Raw genomic sequence first — 19173 nt, 5'->3', positions numbered from 1 at the left:
TCATGCTCGGGCTCGACCCGAGCATCTCTTTCCGGAGGTTCTCGGGTCGACGCTAAGCGTCGCCCGAGAATGACGGAGACACCACCCGCTCCCCCATCACATAGGTCGCAACCACGTTGCGGTCGTCGCCGAGCGTGACCAGCACGAACAGCTCCTCTGCGAGGTCGCGTGCCGTCTCGAGCCTGTGCGCCATCGCGCGCTGGGCCTTGGGGTCTAGCACGACGAGATCGGCCTCAAGGCCCGGCTCCAGCGAACCAATCAGGTGATCGAGCTTGAGCGCTTTCGCATTGCCCAGCGTGATCGCGTGCAGGGCGGCGAAGGCCGAGAGCGACTGCCCCTGCAATTGCAGCACCTTGTAGGCCTCCGACATCGTGCGCAGCATCGAATAGGAGGTGCCGCCGCCGATATCGGTGGCGACCGCCACAGGCACGCCCTCGGCCCGTGCCCTCGCCCAGTCGAACAGGCCCGAGCCGAGAAAGAGATTCGAGGTCGGGCAGAACACGGCGACCGTGCCGGTCTCCGCAAAGCACCGCCACTCCCGGTCGGTCATGTGGATGCAGTGGCCGAGCAGGCTTTTGGGACCGAGCAGGCCGAAATGCTGGTAGATGCCGGCATAGTCGCCCGGCTCGGGATAAAGTTCGTTGGCGAAGGCGATCTCGGCCCTGTTCTCGTTGATATGGGTCTGGACGTGGCAGTCGGGATGCTCGGCGGCGAGACGGCCCGCCGCCGTCATCTGCTCCGGCGTGGACGTCACGGCGAAACGTGGGCTGATGGCGTAGAGCTGGCGGCCGTTGCCATGCCAGCGCTCGATCAGCGCCTTGGAGTCTTCATATCCACTTTCGGCGGTATCGGTCAGCGCATCCGGAGCGTTGCGGTCCATCATCACCTTGCCGGCGACCATCCGGGTGTTACGGCGCTGCGATTCGCGAAACAGAGCCTCGGCCGATTGCGGATGCACGGAGCAGTAGATCACCGCCGTCGTCGTGCCGTTCGCCAGCAGCTCATCAAGCAGGAAGGTGACGAGCTTTTCCGGGTGCCCCTGCTGCGCCAGCTTCTGCTCCTCGACGAAGGTGTAGCGATTGAGCCAGTCCATCAACTGAGCGCCATAGGAGGCGATCACCTGCGTCTGCGGCATGTGCAGATGCGCGTCGATGAAGCCCGGCATGATCAGGTGCGGGCGGTGGTCGACGATCTCGGTGTCCAGCGGCAGTGTCGCCAGCAGAGCCGTCGCCTCGCCGACGGAGCGGATCACGCCGCCCTCGATGACGACGAGCCCGTCCTCGACATAGCGATGGGCGGCCTCGCCTGCATCGTGCGGATCGGCCACGAACCAGAGAAGACGCCCCCTCAGGGCGCGAATAACGGCATTCTCGTTCACGGGGCTGTGCTCCGGCTCAAATTCAGATCACATCTGCACCAAATCAAAGCTTCCGGCCAAGCGCCGATCATGCCTAATCTGCGGGCATGATGCATGGTTCTGGAAGAGGCGGGCGGGATGCGTGATACGCTTCGCTTCGTCCTTGGCGACGAGTTGGTCGAGATCGCCTCCTGCGATCCGACCCTGACGGTGCTGGACTGGCTGCGGCTCGACAGGCGCATGACCGGCAGCAAGGAAGGCTGCGCCGAGGGCGATTGCGGCGCCTGTACCGTGGTGATCGGGCGGCTCGATCATGGCGCCCTGCGCTACGAGGCGATCAACGCCTGCATCCGCTTCCTGCCGACGCTGGACGGCTGCCACCTGCTGACCGTCGAGCATCTGAAGGGCGCGGACGGTGCGCTGCATCCGGTGCAGCAGGCGATGGTCGATTGCCACGGCTCGCAATGCGGCTTCTGCACGCCGGGCATCGTGATGTCGCTGTTTGCGCTCTGGCTGAACGAGGATGCGCCGTCCGTCTCCCGCATCGAGGATGCACTGGCCGGGAATCTCTGCCGCTGCACCGGCTATGAGCCGATCGTCGCGGCCGCGCAGCAGATGTATCGGCTCGGAAGCCGAGACGGCTTCGCGACGCGTCGCATCTCAATCCAGGCGCAGCTTCAGGCGCTCACCGATGCGGAAACGCTCTCGCTCGGTGGGCCGGAGGGCAAGTTCATCGCTCCGGCCTCCATCGAGACGCTGGCCGATCTCGTCATCGCCCATCCCCGGGCGACGCTGGTCGCCGGAGCGACCGATGTCGGCTTGTGGGTGACGAAGGGCATGCGCCGGCTTGATCCCGTCATCTTTCTCGGCCGCGTGCAGGCATTGCGACTGACCGAAGACCGGGGCGACCATCTGCGGATCGGCGCGATGGCGACGCATGCGGATGTCCGCCCGGCCCTTGCCGCGCTGTCCCCGCAGCTCGACGAGTTGATGCGGCGCTTCGGCGGCGAGCAGGTCCGCAATGCCGGCACGATCGGCGGCAACATCGCCAACGGCTCGCCGATCGGCGACCTGCCGCCGGTGTTGATCGCGCTCGGCGCGAAGCTCGTCCTGCGGCGCGGCAACGAGGAACGGCGCATTTCGCTGGAGAGCTTCTTCATCGACTACCGCAAGCAGGACAGGCGCGAAGGCGAATTCGTCGATGCCGTGATCGTGCCCAAGCCTGAACCGGATGCGCTGCTCCATGTCTCGAAGATCAGCAAGCGCTTCGACGAGGACATCTCGGCCGTCTGCGGCGCCTTCCTGCTGCGGCTCGGCGAGGACGGCCGGATCGCCGAGGCGCGTGTGGCCTATGGCGGCATGGCCGGCATTCCGAAGCGGGCGGCGGTGGCCGAGGCCGCGCTGATCGGCCGGATGTGGGACGAGGCTGCCGTGGACGCCGCCATCGCCGCCCTGCCCGCCGACTTCACGCCGCTCAGCGACATGCGCGCCTCGGCGGGCTATCGCCTCTCCGTCGCCGGCAATCTACTGCGACGCTTCCTGATCGAGACCACGCAGCCTTGTGTCGAGACCCGTATCGCCGGCCTGCTGGCGGAGGCAAGCCATGGCTGACGCACGCAAGCGGCTTGAGCCGCAAAGCGCGACGGGCACGGTCGGGTCTGCGCGCATCCACGACTCCGCTGCGCGGCATGTCGCGGGCGAAGCCGTCTATATCGACGACATCGCAGCGCCCGAGGGGTTGCTGCACGCCTGTCTCGGCCTCAGCGATATCGCCCATGGCCGGCTGGTCTCGCTCGATCTCGACGCGGTGCGCGCCGCGCCTGGCGTGGTCGCGGTGCTGACGGCGGCCGACATCCCCGGCGCCAACGACATCTCCTCGACGCATCGGCATGACGAGCCGGTCTTCGCGACGCAGACGATCCTGCACCATCGCCAGCCGCTCTTCGCGGTGGTGGCCATGACGCGGGAGGCGGCGCGGCGTGCGGCGGCGCTGGCGAAGGGGGTCTATGACGAAGCCGCTCCGGTCATCGACGTCGCATCCGCACGCGCGGCCGGCGGTGCGCTCGTCACAGACCCGCTCAAGCTGGAGCGCGGCGATGTCGCGGCCGGGCTCGCCGCAAGCCCGCGCCGGCTCACCGGCTCGATGACGATCGGCGGGCAGGAGCATTTCTACCTGGAAAGCCAGATCGCGCTCGCCATCCCCGGCGAGGAGGAGGACATGCATGTCTTCTCCTCGACGCAGCATCCGAGCGAAGTGCAGCACATGGTGGCGCAGGTTCTCGGCGTCGGCTCGCATGCGGTCACCGTCGAGGTTCGGCGCATGGGCGGCGGTTTCGGCGGAAAGGAAACGCAATCGAACCTCTTCGCCTGCGTCGCCGCGCTCGCCGCCCGCAAGCTCAAGCGCCCGGTGAAGCTGCGGCCGGACCGCGACGACGACATGGCCATCACCGGCAAGCGCCATGACTTTATCTGCGACTACGAGATCGGCTTCGACGACGAGGGCCGCATCCACGCCGTCGATGCCGTCTATGCGGCGCGCTGCGGCTGGAACGCCGATCTGTCGGGGCCGGTGACGGACCGCGCCCTGTTCCACATGGACAACTGCTATTTCTACCCGGCGGTGCGCGGCCGTTCGGAGCCCTTGCTCACGAACACCGTGTCCAACACTGCCTTCCGCGGCTTCGGCGGGCCGCAGGGCATGGTCGGGGCCGAGCGCTTCATCGAGGAGGTCGCCTTCGCGACCGGGCTCGATCCGCTGGAGGTCCGCAAGCGCAACCTCTATGGCGGCAATTCAGCCGGTGAAGGGATTGGGCGCGATCTCACGCCCTATCACCAGACCGTCGAGGACAATATCGCCGGCGAGGTGATCGCCCGGCTGGAACGCTCCTGCGACTACCGCGAGCGGCAAGCGGCGATCCGCGAGGCCAATGCCGAAAGCCCGATCGTCAAGCGCGGCATCGCGCTGACGCCGGTCAAGTTCGGGATCTCCTTCACGGCGACCTGGTACAATCAGGCCGGCGCGCTGGTGCATGTCTACACCGACGGCACCGTCATGCTGAACCATGGCGGCACGGAGATGGGCCAGGGGCTCTACGTCAAGGTGGCGCAGGTGGTGGCGCAGGCCTTCGGCATCGGGCTCGAGCAGGTCAAGATCACCGCGACGACGACGGGAAAGGTGCCCAACACCTCAGCCACCGCCGCCTCTTCGGGCTCCGATCTCAACGGCATGGCGGCGCTCGACGCCTGCGAGACGATCAAGGCAAGGCTCGTCGCTTTTGCGGCGGCGAAATGGAATGTGCTGCCCGCTGACATCGCTTTCCTGCCGGGCCGGGTCCGTGTCGGAGCGGAGGAGATCGGCTTTCGCGAGCTGGTCGGCGCCGCCTATATGGGGCGGGTCCAGCTTTCGGCGACGGGCTTCTACGCGACGCCAAAAATCCATTGGGACCGCAAGGCCGGGCGCGGTCATCCGTTTTATTATTTCGCCTATGGAGCCGCGGCGGCCGAGGTCGCGATCGACACGCTGACCGGGGAATACAGGGTCGAGCGGGTCGATATCCTCCATGACTGCGGTCAGTCGCTGAACCCGGCGATCGACAAAGGCCAGATCGAGGGCGGCTTCGTCCAGGGCATGGGCTGGCTCACCACCGAGGAGCTGGTCTGGGACGAGAAAGGGCGGCTGCGGACGCACGCCCCCTCGACCTACAAGATCCCGGTCGCCTCCGACCGGCCACGCATCTTCAACGTCGCGCTGCTGGAGGATGCGCCCAACCGCGAGCCGACGATCCATCGCTCCAAGGCGGTGGGCGAGCCGCCGCTGATGCTGGCGATCTCGGTGCTGCATGCCTTGTCGGACGCGGTGGCGAGCGTCGGCGGGCATAAGGTCTGTCCGAGGCTCGATACGCCCGCGACGCCCGAGCGGGTGCTCGCGGCGGTGGAACGGGTGCGGGCGGAGGCGGGGCTGTGAGCGCGTCTCCTCTGCGTTCCAAGCCGACGCGAACCCAGCGCGGGGAACCCTCTCCCGTAGGGAGAGGGCAGGGTGAGGGGTCGGCCGTTGGATGTTTCGGCCGCAACCTCACCGCTGTTTTGCCGAAAGGCCTTCGCCTCGCTGGTCCAGGGGCCGACACCTCACCCCTGCCCCTCTCCTTACAGGAGAGGGGTTCCCCGCGCCTTCCTCTCAGAAGCGCAGGCTCCGCATGAGCCTCCCCCCCTTCCTCTCCGAGCACCTCCGCCCCGGCGCCATCCTCGTCACCCTCACCCGCGCCGCCGGCTCCACTCCCCGCGAGGTCGGTGCGACGATGGCCGTCAGCCACGGCGCCACGGCGGGAACCATCGGCGGCGGGCAGCTCGAATTCCACTGCATCGACATCGCCCGCCAGATGCTCGCGAGCGGCGAGCGCGAACGCAGCCTCGACATCCCGCTCGGCCCGCAGATGGGGCAATGCTGCGGCGGGCGGGTGACCGTCTCGCTGAAGCGCGCGGCGGCGGCCGATCTCGCCATGCTTATCGCCCATGAGAAGGCTGAAACCGCGTCCCGCCCAGCCATCCTCATCTTCGGCGCCGGGCATACCGGCCGCGCGCTGGCGCAGGCGCTCGCCCCCCTGCCCTTCGCGACGACGCTGATCGACGACCGTGACGGGGCCATGGATGGCCTGCCGGCCGCGATCACCTGCATCCGCATGGGCGACCCGGTCGCAGCCGTCGATACCGCCCGGGCCGGCTGCGCCTTCGTGATCCTCAGCCATAGCCACGCGCTGGATTATCGTTTGGCGGAAGCGGCGCTGGCGCGCGGCGACGCGGCCTATGTCGGGATGATCGGCTCCGCGACCAAGCGCGCGCGTTTCCAAGCCGGCTTCCTGCGCGCCGGCGGCCGGAGCGAGGTTCTTGCACGCCTGACCTGCCCGATCGGCGGCGGCGATGTCGCCGACAAGCGCCCCGAGGTGATCGCGGCCTTGACGGCGGCCGAGCTGGTGCGGAGTTTGCTTGGCGGATCAGGAGTTTCCGACAACGCCGGGATGGGGGAAAGAGCAGGTCATGACGCAGCCGCCTGACCAGACGGTTCGCCCGCGGCTGGCCCTGTCGCACATCTCGAAGAGCTTTCCCGGCGTGAAGGCGAACGAGGACATCAGCCTCTCCGTCCGGCCAGGCGAAATCCACGCCTTGCTGGGCGAGAACGGCGCCGGCAAGTCGACGCTGGTCAAGATCATCTACGGCGTACAGCAGGCCGACACCGGGACCATCGCCTGGAATGGCGAAACCGTCGCGATCCCCTCGCCCAAGGCCGCGCGTCGCCTCGGCATCGGCATGGTGTTCCAGCATTTCTCGCTATTCGACGCGATGACCGTGATCGAGAACATCGCGCTCGGCCTCGACGAGGCGGTCGACCGCGACGAGTTGAAAGCCCGCGTCGCTGCCATCCTCGACAGCTATTCACTGCCACTCGATCCGGAACGCGAGGTGCATACGCTCTCGGTCGGCGAGCGCCAGCGCATCGAGATCGTGCGCTGCCTGCTCCAGAAGCCGAAGCTCCTGATCATGGACGAGCCGACCTCGGTGCTGACCCCACAGGAGGTCGACAGGCTGTTCCTCACGCTGCGGCAGATCGCCTCCGAAGGCTGCGCGATCCTCTACATCTCGCACAAGCTGCACGAGATCAAAGCCCTCTGCGAAGCTGCCACGATCCTGCGCGGGGGCAAGGTCGTCGCGACCTGCGATCCCAAGGTCGAGACGACCAAGCGCATGGCGGAGCTGATGATCGGTGCCGAACTGCGCCAGATCGTCCATGGCGCCAGCAACGGCGCCGGGGCCGTGCGGCTTTCGGTCTCCGGGCTGACGCTGGCCGGCGAGCCGCCCTTCGGCACCGATCTCGAGGGCGTGAGCTTCGAGGCGCGGGCCGGCGAGATCCTCGGCATCGCGGGCGTCGCCGGCAACGGCCAGTCGGAGCTTCTGACCGCGCTGTCGGGCGAGCGGCCCGCGACACGCCGCGACGCGATCACGCTCGACGGCAAGCCGATCGGCACGATTAGCGCCGGCCCGCGCCGGGCACTCGGGCTCGCCTGCGTGCCCGAGGAGCGCAACGGCCATGCCGCCGTGCCGGATTTCTCGCTCGCCGACAACAGCATCCTCACAGTGCGCCACCGCATGCCGCTGACCCCTCTCGGCATCATCAGCACCGGCCACGTCAGGAACTTCGCCGATTCCGTGATCAAGCGCTTCGATGTCCGCACCACCGGCACGGCGGCGCTGGCGCGCTCGCTCTCGGGCGGCAATCTGCAAAAGTTCATCATGGGGCGCGAGATCGGCCAGCAGCCCGGCGTGCTCATCGTCTGCCAGCCGACCTGGGGCGTCGACGCGGGCGCCGCTGCCGCGATCCGGCAAGAGCTGGTCGACCTCGCCGCCAAGGGCTCGGCCGTGGTGGTGATCTCGCAGGACCTCGACGAGTTGCTGGAGCTCGCCGACCGGCTCTGCGTTATCAACGAGGGGCGCTTGTCGGCGCCGCGCGCCGTGGCCGAGCTCGGCATCGACGAGATCGGGCTGATGATGGGCGGCGTGCATGGCGAAAGCGCTCATGGAGAACCGGCGCATGCTTGAATGGCGCCGCCGCCGCGAACCGAGCACCGCGATGCTCTATGCGAGCCCGCTGATCGCGGTCGGGCTGACCATGCTGATCGGCATGATCGTCTTCACGGCGATGGGCTATGACGGCTTCCATGCCGTGCGCGACATCTTCCTGACTCCGTTCCTCGAGCCGCAGCGCTGGCCCGATCTCGGCGTCAAGGCTGCGCCGCTGGTCATCATCGCGCTGGGCTTGGCCATCGGCTTCCGCGCCAATGTCTGGAACATCGGCGCCGAGGGGCAATACATCATGGGCGCGATCGCCGGCACCGGCGTGGCGCTCGCGACCTACGAGATGACCGGTTGGTGGATCCTGCCAGCCATGGCGGTCGCCGGCATCCTCGGCGGCATGGCTTGGGCGGCGATCCCCGCTTTCCTGCGGGTGAAACTGCAGGTCAGCGAGATCCTGACCAGCCTGATGCTGACCTATGTCGCAGTGCAGGGCCTGTACTACCTCGTGCGCGGCCCTTGGAAGGACCCCGACGGCTTCAATTTCCCGCAGACGCGGATGTTCACCGCCGACCAGACGCTGCCTGCGATGATGGAGGGCTCGCTCGTCCATCTCGGCATTCCCGTCGCGGTCATCATCGCGCTTTTCGCCTGGCTCCTGATGGAGAAGACCATGGCCGGCTATGCGGTGAAGGTCGTCGGCCTCGCACCGGCGGCCGCGCGCCATGGCGGCTTCAGTGCCGACCAGGTAACCTGGGCGACACTCCTGGCGGGGGGCGGGCTTGCCGGACTTGCGGGGCTGTTCGAGGCGGCCGGCCCCTTCGGCCAGCTCACGCCGCAATTCCCCACAGGCTACGGCTTCACCGCGATCATCGTCGCGTTCCTTGGACGGTTGAACCCGCTCGGCATTGTTTTCGGAGGCGTCGTGCTGGCGGCGACCTATGTCGGCGGCGAGATCGCCCAGACTACGGTGCGGCTGCCGCAGGCGGCCACCGGCATGTTCCAGGCGCTGCTGCTGTTCGTGCTGCTCGCGACGGATGTGCTGGTCAAGTACCGGATCGGCTGGAAGGTGCGGGCGGCATGAGGCTTCGGACACTCACCGCTGTCATTCCGGGGCTTCGCGCAGCGAAGAACCCGGAACCCACGACTGGGCGAGACCTTTCGGCCAGGCCTGTCGCCAGCTCGCGCCGTCACCCGGTCGTGGGTTCCGGGTTCGCGCCTTCGGCGCGCCCTGGAATGACAGGGATGGCGCTATGACCTCCGCCATCCTCGTCTCGATCCTGATGACGCTCATTGCCGCCTCGACGCCGATCCTGTTGGCGGCGCTGGGGGAACTCGTCGTCGAGAAATCCGGCGTCCTCAATCTCGGCGTCGAGGGGATGATGCTGTGCGGGGCGGTCGCGGGCTTTGCGGTCGCGTTCAGCACCGGCAGCACGGGCCTAGGTCTCGTCGCGGCCTGCGCCGCCGGCATCGCCACCGCCATGGTGTTCGCCGTGCTGACGCTGTCGCTGACCGCCAACCAGGTCGCGACGGGGCTGGCGCTGACGATCTTCGGCATCGGCGCCTCCTCGCTGATCGGCGCGGGCTTCGTCGGGCGTACCATCACGCGGCTCGGGCCGGTGTTTCCCGCCACACTCTCGGAGCATCCGCTGCTGCGCGCCGTCTTCGGCCACGACATCGTGGTCTATCTCTCGCTGGCGCTCGTTCTCGGCGTCAGCCTGTTCCTGCGCAAGACGCGGGCGGGGCTGATCCTGCGCGCGGTCGGCGAGAACGACGCCTCGGCCCATGCGATCGGCTATCGCGTCATCGCGATCCGCTATGGCGCGATCGCCTTCGGCGGTGCGTTGGCGGGGCTGGGCGGTGCTTATTTCTCGCTGGCACTGACGCCGATGTGGGCTGACCGGCTCACGGCGGGCCGCGGCTGGATCGCGCTGGCGCTGGTCGTTTTCGCCGCCTGGAAGCCCGGGCGGCTGCTGCTGGGAGCCTATCTGTTTGGTGCGGTGATGACGCTAGAGCTGCAGGCGAAGGCGGCCGGCATCACCTGGCTCGCCCCCGAACTCCTGGCGATGACGCCCTATCTTGCGACAATCGCGGTTCTGACCATGATGTCGCTGGGCCGAAAGACGGGCCGGCTCGATGCGCCGGCCTGTCTCGGCAAGCCTTTCTCGGCGTCCTGACGCCGCCAACCACAACGGGAGACCAGGATCATGACCTCGATCATCACGCGCCGCCGGTTCAACTTCGGCGCTGGCGCCTCGGCCGCGACCCTGCCGCTGATCGGCAGCGGCGCCCGCGCCCAGGCGCCGCTCGGCGTCGGCTTCATCTATGTCGGCCCGGTCGGCGACCATGGCTGGACCTGGACGCATGACCAGGGCCGCCTGGCGCTGGAGAAGGAGTTCGGCGCAAAGATCAAGACGAGCTTCATCGAGAACGTCGCCGAGGGGCCGGACGCCGCGCGCGCCATCCGCCAGCTCGCCCAGGCCGGCAACAAGATCATCTTCACGACCTCGTTCGGCTTCATGAACCCGACCATCCAGGTCGCCAAGCAGTTCCCGAAGATCCATTTCGAGCACGCCACCGGCTATCAGCGAGCCGAGAACGTCGCGACCTACAATGCCCGCTTCTATGAAGGTCGCGCCGTGATCGGCACGATCGCCGGGCATATGTCGAAGTCAGGCCAGGCCGGCTACATCGCCTCCTTCCCGATCCCCGAGGTGGTGATGGGCATCAACGCCTTCACGCTGGCCGCGCGCAAGGTGAACCCCAACTTCAAGACCAAGGTGATCTGGGCCTCGACCTGGTACGACCCGGCGAAGGAGGCCGACGCCGCCAAGGCGCTGATCGACCAGGGCGCCGACATGATCACCCAGCACACCGACTCCGCCGCTGCCCTGCAGGCCGCCGAGCAGCGCGGCGTCTTCGCCTTCGGCCAGGCCTCCGACATGAAGGCCTTCGCGCCCAAGGCGCATCTCTCGGCGATCGTCGACGACTGGTCCGGCTACTACGTCAAGCGCGTCAAGGAGGCGATGGACGGCAGCTGGAAATCCGGCGACGTCTGGGGCGGCATCAAGGACGGCATGGTCAAGATCGCACCCTACAACGACGCCGTGACACCGGCCGCGCGCGCCGCCGCCGACGAAGTCACGAAAGGCATCGTCGCGGGAACGCTCCACCCCTTCACCGGCGAGCTCAAGGACCTCAAGGGCGAGGTTCGCGTCAAGGCGGGCGAGAAGGCTTCCGACGAGATGCTGTCCAAGATGGATTGGTATGTCGAGGGCGTGCAGGCGTGAGGATCAGGGAGCGTCATGGTCGGGCTTGACCCGACCATCTCGGAAACCAGCGCTCACTGGGCATGAGATTCTCGGGTCTGCGCTTCGCTACGCCCGAGAATGACGCTCTTTGCGCACCGCCCAACATTCTTGCAGAGCCCCCCTTGCAGATATTTTAAGCTTGAAACAATATGCCCTCATCGCGTGGCAACGAGGGTTGAGGGACCCCTGTCGCGCCGTTGCTTTCTCGTTCGTCCCGGGAGGACATCCGACATGACACTCAAGCTCTCGCTCTCGCTCGGTGCCGGTCTTCTGGCGCTGGGCATCGCCAGCGCGCAGGCGCAGGAGCCGCTCAAGATCGGCGTCGTCTCCGTGCTGACCGGCCCCGCCGCCGCGCTCGGCCAGCAGGTCCGCGACGGCTTCCAGCTCGCGGTCGACAAGAACGGCGGCAAGCTCGGCGGCGTGCCGGTCCAGATCACCGTGATCGACGACGAACTGAAGCCCGATGTCGCGGTCGGCAAGGTCCGCAGCTTCGTCGAGGGCGGCAAGGTCGATTTCGTGGTCGGCCCGGTGTTCTCCAACATCCTCGGCGCCATCGCCAAGCCGGTGCTCGATTCCGGCGCGTTCCTGATCTCGCCCAATGCCGGCCCCTCGACCATGGCCGGCAAGGGCTGCAACCAGAACTTCTTCGTCACATCCTACCAGAACGACCAGGTCCATGAGGTGCTGGGCAAGTACGCGCAGGACCAAGGCTTCAAGCGCGCCTATATCATCGCGCCGAACTACCAGGCCGGTAAAGACTCGCTCGCCGGCTTCAAGGCCTATTTCAAGGGCGAGATCGTCGATGAGGTCTATGCGCCGCTGACCTCGATGGACTTCGCCTCCGATCTCGCCAAGATCGCCTCGACCAAGCCCGACGTGGTCTTCGCCTTCCTGCCCGGCGGGCTCGGCGTCAACTTCGTCAAGCAGTGGTCGCAGGCCGGCCTCCAGGGCAAGATCCCGTTCCTGTCCGCCTTCACGGTCGATGAATCGACCCTGCCGGCGCAGCAGGATGCGGCAGTCGGCCTGTTCGGCGGCATGACCTGGGCCCCCAACATGGACAACCCGCAGACCAAGGCCTTCGTCAGCGCCTATGAGGCTGCCTACAAGATCGTGCCCGGCTCCTACGCGATGCAGGCCTATGACGCCGCCATGCTGATCGATTCGGCCGTCAAGGCCGCCGGCGGCACCGGCGACAAGGACAAGCTGCGGGCCGCGATCAAGAAGGCCGACTTCGCCTCGCTGCGCGGCAAGTTCAAATTCAACACCAACGGCTTCCCGATCCAGGACTTCTACCTGGTCAAGGTCGCCAAGCGCGCCGACGGCAAGTTCCAGACCGAGATCGCCCAGAAGGTGTTCACGGACTACGCCGATCCGCACGCGAAGGATTGCGCGCTGAAGTGAGCCTCTTCGTCATTCTCGGGCGAAGCGCAGCGCAGACCCGAGAATCTCTTTCCTGAGATGCTCGGGTCAAGCCCGAGCATGACGGGCGACATGACATGACCACCGGCCTCCTCATCGTCCAGGTCCTGAACGGTCTCCAGCTCGGCATCCTGCTGTTCCTGGTGGCGGCGGGGCTGACGCTCGTCTTCGGGGTGATGGACTTCATCAACCTGGCGCATGGCGTGCAGTACATGCTCGGCGCCTATCTCGCCGTGACCTTCGTCGGCATCACCGGGAGCTTCGTGCTCGGGCTGGTGCTGGCGCTGGCGGCCGCGCTGGTGATCGGGCTGGCGCTCGAATTCCTGGTCTTCCGACATCTTTACGAACGCGATCATCTCGACCAGGTGCTGGCGACCTTCGGCCTGATCCTGCTGCTGAACCAGGGGGTCAAGATGGTCTGGGGCGCGGCGCCCCTGTCCGTGCCCATCCCCGCCTTTCTCGCCGGCAACATCGCGCTGCTCGACGGCATCCTCTACCCGACCTACCGTTTCGCTCTGATCGGCGCCGGCCTCGCGGTCGGTGCGCTGCTCTGGTTCATCGTCGAGAGGACGCGCACCGGCATGCTTTTGCGCGCCGGCGCCTCGAACGCGCCGATGGTCTCGGCGCTCGGCGTCGACATCAACAAGCTGTTCATGATCGTCTTTGCCTTCGGCACCATGCTGGCGGCCTTCGCCGGCGCGATGGCGGCGCCGATCCTCTCGGTCGAGCCCGGCATGGGCGACAACATCCTGATCCTCGCCTTCGTCGTCATCGTCGTCGGCGGCATCGGCTCGATCCGCGGCGCCTTCGTCGGGGCCCTGATCGTCGGTCTCGTCGACACGCTCGGCCGCTCCTTCATGAACGACCTTTTACGCCTGTTCATGAGCGCGCCCTCGGCACGGGCAGCGGGCGCGGCGCTGTCATCGATGCTGATCTATTTGGTCATGGCGATCGTGCTGTTCGTGAGGCCGGAGGGCCTGCTTCCGGCCAAGGGGCGGTCATGAGCCTCGCCAGCACAGCGGCACCTGTATCGGCGGCCATCCCCGCCCCCGCCCGGCGGCGCCCGGTCGTTGCCATCGCCCTGTTTGCCCTGCTGGCGCTGCTGCCGGTGGCCGTCTCGCTCGGGCTGCCCGCGCATTGGCTGACGCTGGTGACGCGGGCGATGATCTTCGCGATCGCGGCGCTTTCGCTCGACCTGATCCTCGGCGTGGGAGGACTGGTTTCCTTCGGCCATGCCGCCTTCGTGGGGATCGGCGCCTATGCCACCGGCATCATGATCACCGAGGGCCGGACCGAGGCGCTGCTGATCCTGCCGGTGGTGCTGGCGCTTTGCGCGCTGTTTGGAGCGGTGACGGGCTACGTCTCGCTGCGCACGCGCGGCGTCACCTTCATCATGATCACGCTGGCCTTCGGCCAGATGGTGTATTTCCTGGCGCAGGCGCTTTCGGCCTATGGCGGTGATGACGGGCTGACGCTTTACGAGCGCAGCACGATCCTCGGCTTCGACCCGTTCAAGAACCGCATCGGCTTCTTCTACGTCGTGCTGGGCGTGCTGCTCGCCTGCTATGGCCTTATCAGCATCATTGTCGCCTCGCGCTTCGGACGTGTGTTGGGCGCCGCGCGCGAGAACGCGACCCGCGTTGCCGTCACCGGCTTCCATGTCGGGCGCATCCGGCTCGTCGCCTACATCATCAGCGGCATGATCGCCGGGCTGTCGGGCTTCCTGCTCGCCAACCAGACCGAGTTCGTCAGCCCGGCCTACATGTCCTGGCCGCGCTCAGGCGAGCTGATCTTCATGGTCGTGCTCGGTGGCGTCGGCAGCCTGCATGGCGCGATCATCGGAGCGCTCGCCTTCCTCTTCGCCGAGGACATTCTGTCGGGCTGGACCGAGCATTGGAAGGTGATCTTCGGGCCGATGATCGTGCTGTTCGTGCTATTCACACGCGGCGGGCTGGTCGGGTTGATGCGCAAGCTCGGGGCCGGTCGCCATGACTGAAACCGGGATCGCTAAACCCGTGGCTGAGCCGGTGCTGGTCCTGTCGGGGCTGCGGAAGGCGTTTGGCGCGCTGAAGGTCACGGATGGTGTGAGCCTGTCGGTGGCGCCCGGCGAGCTGCATGCGCTGATCGGGCCCAACGGTGCCGGCAAGACCACGCTGGTGCATCAGATCTCAGGCATGCTGAGGCCCGATACCGGCAGCATCCGCTTCCGCGGTCACGACATCACCGCCCTGCCCCCGGAGAAGCGCGCACGGGCCGGCCTCGCGCGAACCTTCCAGATCACCTCAACGATCCCTTCGCTGTCGGTGCTGGAGAATGTCGCGCTCGGCGTTCAGGCCCGGTCCGCGCGTCCGCTCGCCCTGTTCCGCAACGCCGCCCGCGACGAGAGCCTGAACCGCCCGGCCTGGGCCGCGATCGAGGCCGTCGGCCTGACCGAGCGCGCTCATGTGCTGGCCGGGCGGCTGTCGCATGGCGAGAAGCGCGCGCTCGAGATCGCGATGGCGCTGACGCTGGAGCCGGCCGCGATCCTGCTCGACGAGCCCCTGGCCGGCGTCGGCCGCGAGGAGGGCGAGCGGCTGATCGCGCTGCTGGCGAGCCTGAAGGGGCGCTACGCCATGCTGCTGGTCGAGCACGACATGGAGGCCGTCTTCGCGCTGGCCGACACCGTCAGCGTGCTGGTCTATGGCCGCGTCATCGCGTCCGGCGCTCCGGCCGCGGTGCGCGCCGATCCAGCCGTACGCGAAGCCTATCTCGGCGAGGAGGGGTGATGAGGGAGGACGCCGCCCTTGTCATTCCGGGGCTTCGCGCAGCGAAGAACCCGGAACCCACGACTGGGTACACCCGTCATGGCGCCGTCGAATTGTCTCACCCGGTCGTGGGTTCCGGGTTCGCGCCTACGGCGCGCCCCGGAAAGACAGCGGGGGAGTTTCGCTCATGCTGATCGTCGAGGGGCTCGATGCCGGCTATGGCGAGGCGCAGATCCTGTTCGGGGTCGATCTGTCGATCGGCGAGGGCGAGGTGGTGACGCTGCTCGGCCGCAACGGCATGGGCAAGACCACGACGATCCGCGCGATCATGGGCATGATCCACCCAAAGGCCGGTCGGGTCAGCGTCGGCGGCAAGGATCTGACCGGCGCCGCCTCGTTCAGGATCGCGCAGGCCGGCATCGGGCTCGTGCCGGAAGGCCGGATGATCTTCCCGACGCTCTCCGTCGAGGAAAACCTGATCGCGACGGCGTCCAGTCGCTTCGGCACGGCACGCTGGGACATCGGCCGAATCTATGCCTTCTTCCCGCGCCTGAAGGAGCGCCGCGCCAACCGCGGCAACCAGTTGTCGGGCGGCGAGCAGCAGATGCTGGCGATCGGCCGAGCGCTGATGACGAACCCCAAGCTCGTCATCCTCGATGAGGCGACCGAAGGGTTGGCGCCGATCATCCGGCAGGAGATCTGGGCCTGCCTTGCGGCGCTGAAGGCCGAGGGCGAGTCGATCCTGGTGATCGACAAGAACGTGGATGCTTTGGCTAAAATCGCCGACCGCCATATCGTGCTGGAGAAGGGCCGCGTCGTCTGGCGCGGCACGAGCGACGATCTGCGCAGCGACAGCGCGGTCAAAGACCGCTTCCTGCATTTCTGACAAGCGAGGTTGCCATGATGAAGCCACTGACCGCCGGCGTGACCCGGGCCAATGAAGGGCTCGAATCCATCTCGTGGAACATCCTCGGCCAGACCTATGTGCCGAAGTCGCTGAGCGCGGAGTCCTTCTCCTGGCACGCGACCTTTCCGCCCGGCACCTTCGTTCCGCCGCATATCCACACGACGCAGGACGAGTTCATCTACATGCTGGAAGGCAAGCTCGACCTCGTCCTCGACGGTGCCGAGAGCCACGCCCTGCCCGGTGATCTGATCCGGCTGCCGCGCAACGTCCCGCATGGCCTGTTCAACAAGAGCGACACCCCGGTGAAGTGCCTGTTCTGGGTGTCGCCGACGGCGCGCCTCTACGACCTGTTCTGGGGCATCCACTCGATGGCGCAGCAGAACCCGGCCGATGTCGTGGCGCTGTCGGCCAAGCACGAGGTCGATTTCCTGCCGCCGCCGCCCGACGGCGCGTGAAGAGCCCTGCGGGGTAAGGTTAAGCCCAGGTAAAGGCTGCGCTGCCGACGCATTTGCCGCAGTCTCCTTCCGATGGAACGACATGACGGGCTGCAGCAGCCCGTCACCACGGGAGGAAGCGATGATCGCCAACCGCCGCCGCGAGGCCCGCACCCGCATCTTCGAAGGCGCCAGCGTCGTGTTCAACGGGCGCCAGTCGGTTCTGGCCTGCACGGTCCGCAACTGGTCGGAAACGGGCGCGATGGTGCGCATGCAGGACTGGATTGCCCTGCCCGATACCTTCGAAGTCCAAATCGCCGACAAGGCAGATAGCCGGCGCGTGCGGCAGTGCTGGCGTCGCGGCGACGATGTCGGCGTCGTGTTCCTGAACCCCGGTGATGACGCTGCCGACACCGTCGTTTCGCTCGCCGAAGCGCGTGCGACCCGGGCTGCCCGCAACCACCCATGTTGAGCACGCCGTGGTTTCGCGCATCCAGGAGACTGATCGTTAAACACTGAACGATGCAGTTGCTGCGTCGCAGCGCACTTTCTGGCATGGTCTCCCCATGGCGGCAGGTGGCTGCCCGGGCGAGAGCCGGCTGGAAGCGGACGACAATGACGGAGCGGCGCCAAACGCCAAGGTTGCGCTCTCTTTTGGGGGCAAGAGCCTGCTATAATCAGCGTCGCGCAACGCTCGACTGTGTCGTGCGCAACATTTCCGAAGGCGGCGCCCTCATCGTCGTCACCGAGACGGTGCTCCTGCCTGCGGATTTCGAGCTCGAAATCGCCCAGCGCCAGCGCTCCTATCACGCCCATGTCAGGTGGCGTACCGGAACGAAGCTCGGCGTCTCCTTCGAGCCTACGGATATCGCGGAGATCACTGACGCGGCAGGCGCCGATGTCGCGATGCGGTTGCGCATGGCCGAGCGGGACAATGCCCGCATGAAGAGCCGCATCGAGCAACTCACAGAATCGGGCTGAGCGCCGGTCGGTCTCAGCCTATTCTCGCCTGCTGTTCGCGGGCAAAACCCGCCTTGCCGGCATAGCTCTGCACGATAGCCTCACGCCGGGCATAGCTCAGCACGCGCTCGACATCGTCGAAGCCGTTTGGCGCCAGTTGCTCGACGGCATCAATGACGCGCTCGGGGCCGCCATGCCGGTTCAGCGCGACGATCTCGGCCGTCGCCGGCAGTCGCCGCGCCTCATAGGCTGACAACGCCTGGCGCGGATGTTCGGCCCTCACCAGCAGATCGGCGAGGCAGCGGGCATCGAGGATCGCCTGCGAGGCGCCGTTCGACCCGACCGGATACATCGGATGGGCGGCATCGCCGAGCAGCGTCACGCGGCCATGGGTCCAGCGCGGCAGCGGGTCGCGGTCGCACATCGGGTAGTCCCAGAAGCCGGGGCTGGCCTGGATCAGCGCGAGGATATCGACGCCCGGCACCGTGAAACGCCGCGCGAAGGGCAGCACATCCTCCAGGCGGCCGGGCTTGGACCAGGCCTCCTTCGGCGGCGGCTTGGCCGGATCCCCGGTGCGGATATTGACCACCCAGTTGGTCAGCCGCGTCTGCGGACTTGATCCCGGCGCGATGGGATAGAGCACCAGCTTTCCCTTCATGCCGCCGGCGATGATCATGCTCTCGCCGTCGAGGAAGAGCGGCCAGTCGCAGGCGCCGCGCCACATCTGGACGCCGTTCCAGCGCGGCGGCCCCTGATCGGGGAAATAATGCGCCCGCACCGTCGAATGGATGCCGTCGGCCGCGATCAGGATGTCGCCGCGCGCGGTTTCGCCGGCCTCGCCACGACGGGAATCGGCGAAATGAGCGGTGACGCCGCCTTCGTCCTGGATGAAGCCCTGCAGCCGGCGGCCGGTGCGCAACGCCCCCTCGCCCAGCCGCGCCATGACAGCGTCCCGGATCACGCCCTGAAGGCGGCCGCGATGGATCGAGAACTGCGGCGCGGCCAAGCCGGCATGCAGGCCACGCGGGTCGCGCCAGACGGTCTGGCCGAAGCGGTTCATGTAAATCAGCTCGCGCGTCCGGATCGCGACCGCATCCAACTCCGCCAGCAGACCCAGCTCGGCCAGTTCTCGGATGGCATGGGGCAGCGTGTTGATGCCGACGCCGACCTCGCGAATCTCCCCCGACTGCTCGTAGACCGTCGCCTCGATTCCGCGCGCATGCAGCATGAGCGCAAGCGTCAGGCCGCCGATCCCACCGCCGACGATGATCACCTTCATGCCAATCCCCCGAGGCCAGGCTTATTATTTCAAGCTTGAAATAATCGCGTCCATTTTGTCAATCGGGGCGACGAGGCGCGTGTCGAAAGGTTGTATCCGCCTTCCATTTCGCGGGAACGAACGCGATTTCTGTGCGTATCTTGGCCTGCGGGCATCGCATTTCGCCGATGGTCGTGGCAACTGCCGCAGTCGCGTCATGCG

The 19173-nt window shown here is 67.1% G+C and carries 17 protein-coding genes; 15 read left to right on the top strand and 2 right to left on the bottom strand.

Annotated elements, in window-relative coordinates; translation table 11 throughout:
* Window positions 1-52: 52 nt before the first annotated feature.
* Entirely contained in the window at window positions 53-1378 is a 1326-nt protein-coding gene (guaD, locus tag AE618_RS11790) for a guanine deaminase (protein ID WP_082365204.1), read from the bottom strand.
* A gap of 117 nt (window positions 1379-1495) precedes the next feature.
* Here guaD and xdhA point away from each other — a divergent pair, with 117 nt between their 5' ends.
* The 15 genes from xdhA to AE618_RS27320 all read left to right on the top strand — a co-directional run bounded on the left by xdhA (window position 1496) and on the right by AE618_RS27320 (window position 17714).
* Window positions 1496-2968 (top strand): xanthine dehydrogenase small subunit, encoded by a 1473-nt coding sequence (xdhA, locus tag AE618_RS11785; RefSeq protein ID WP_082365237.1) that lies wholly within the window; start codon window positions 1496-1498, stop codon window positions 2966-2968.
* On the top strand, window positions 2961-5321 hold the full coding sequence (gene xdhB / locus AE618_RS11780) for a xanthine dehydrogenase molybdopterin binding subunit (protein ID WP_054209264.1): 2361 nt from the start codon (window positions 2961-2963) through the stop codon (window positions 5319-5321). The genes xdhA and xdhB overlap by 8 nt, the downstream gene beginning before the upstream one ends.
* Before the next feature lie 229 nt (window positions 5322-5550).
* A complete protein-coding gene (xdhC, locus tag AE618_RS11775) occupies window positions 5551-6405 on the top strand; it encodes a xanthine dehydrogenase accessory protein XdhC (RefSeq protein WP_054209263.1) in 855 nt (284 codons plus the stop codon).
* Window positions 6389-7945: an ABC transporter ATP-binding protein gene (locus AE618_RS11770; protein ID WP_054209262.1), complete on the top strand. Its 1557-nt coding sequence runs from the start codon at window positions 6389-6391 to the stop codon at window positions 7943-7945. The genes xdhC and AE618_RS11770 overlap by 17 nt, the downstream gene beginning before the upstream one ends.
* On the top strand, window positions 7938-9002 hold the full coding sequence (locus tag AE618_RS11765) for an ABC transporter permease (RefSeq protein WP_082365236.1): 1065 nt from the start codon (window positions 7938-7940) through the stop codon (window positions 9000-9002). Before AE618_RS11770 ends, AE618_RS11765 begins: the two co-directional genes overlap by 8 nt.
* 169 nt (window positions 9003-9171) lie before the next feature.
* Window positions 9172-10095, top strand: a complete 924-nt coding sequence (locus AE618_RS11760; protein WP_054209261.1) for an ABC transporter permease — start codon at window positions 9172-9174, stop codon at window positions 10093-10095.
* Between the two features lie 30 nt (window positions 10096-10125).
* A complete protein-coding gene (locus AE618_RS11755; RefSeq protein WP_054209260.1) occupies window positions 10126-11208 on the top strand; it encodes a BMP family ABC transporter substrate-binding protein in 1083 nt (360 codons plus the stop codon).
* A gap of 252 nt (window positions 11209-11460) precedes the next feature.
* Window positions 11461-12630, top strand: coding sequence for an ABC transporter substrate-binding protein (locus tag AE618_RS11750; RefSeq protein ID WP_054209259.1), 1170 nt, complete (start codon window positions 11461-11463; stop codon window positions 12628-12630).
* Between the two features lie 95 nt (window positions 12631-12725).
* The gene (locus AE618_RS11745; RefSeq protein ID WP_054209258.1) at window positions 12726-13652 is read left to right on the top strand and encodes a branched-chain amino acid ABC transporter permease; all 927 of its coding nucleotides are present in this window, start codon (window positions 12726-12728) and stop codon (window positions 13650-13652) included.
* Window positions 13649-14644, top strand: a complete 996-nt coding sequence (locus tag AE618_RS11740) for a branched-chain amino acid ABC transporter permease (protein WP_054209257.1) — start codon at window positions 13649-13651, stop codon at window positions 14642-14644. Before AE618_RS11745 ends, AE618_RS11740 begins: the two co-directional genes overlap by 4 nt.
* 19 nt (window positions 14645-14663) lie before the next feature.
* Entirely contained in the window at window positions 14664-15413 is a 750-nt protein-coding gene (locus tag AE618_RS11735) for an ABC transporter ATP-binding protein (RefSeq protein ID WP_197280762.1), read from the top strand.
* 166 nt (window positions 15414-15579) lie between these two features.
* On the top strand, window positions 15580-16278 hold the full coding sequence (locus tag AE618_RS11730) for an ABC transporter ATP-binding protein (RefSeq protein WP_054209255.1): 699 nt from the start codon (window positions 15580-15582) through the stop codon (window positions 16276-16278).
* A gap of 17 nt (window positions 16279-16295) precedes the next feature.
* Window positions 16296-16754: a cupin domain-containing protein gene (locus AE618_RS11725; RefSeq protein ID WP_054209543.1), complete on the top strand. Its 459-nt coding sequence runs from the start codon at window positions 16296-16298 to the stop codon at window positions 16752-16754.
* Window positions 16755-16875: 121 nt separating this feature from the next.
* Entirely contained in the window at window positions 16876-17205 is a 330-nt protein-coding gene (locus AE618_RS28470) for a PilZ domain-containing protein (protein ID WP_054209254.1), read from the top strand.
* A gap of 50 nt (window positions 17206-17255) precedes the next feature.
* Window positions 17256-17714 carry a PilZ domain-containing protein gene (locus AE618_RS27320; RefSeq protein ID WP_082365202.1) on the top strand — a complete coding sequence of 153 codons (459 nt, stop codon included), beginning with the start codon at window positions 17256-17258 and terminating at the stop codon, window positions 17712-17714.
* Between the two features lie 13 nt (window positions 17715-17727).
* Here the strand turns inward: AE618_RS27320 and AE618_RS11710 are convergent, their stop codons facing one another.
* A complete protein-coding gene (locus tag AE618_RS11710) occupies window positions 17728-18972 on the bottom strand; it encodes a flavin-dependent oxidoreductase (protein ID WP_054209252.1) in 1245 nt (414 codons plus the stop codon).
* Window positions 18973-19173 lie beyond the last annotated feature (201 nt).

Origin of the sequence: Allobosea vaviloviae, from assembly GCF_001298265.1 — a bacterium.
Classification (GTDB): Bacteria; Pseudomonadota; Alphaproteobacteria; order Rhizobiales; family Beijerinckiaceae; genus Allobosea; species Allobosea vaviloviae_B.
Note: the sequence above shows the minus strand (reverse complement) of the source record. Positions and strands in the feature narration are given on the sequence as shown.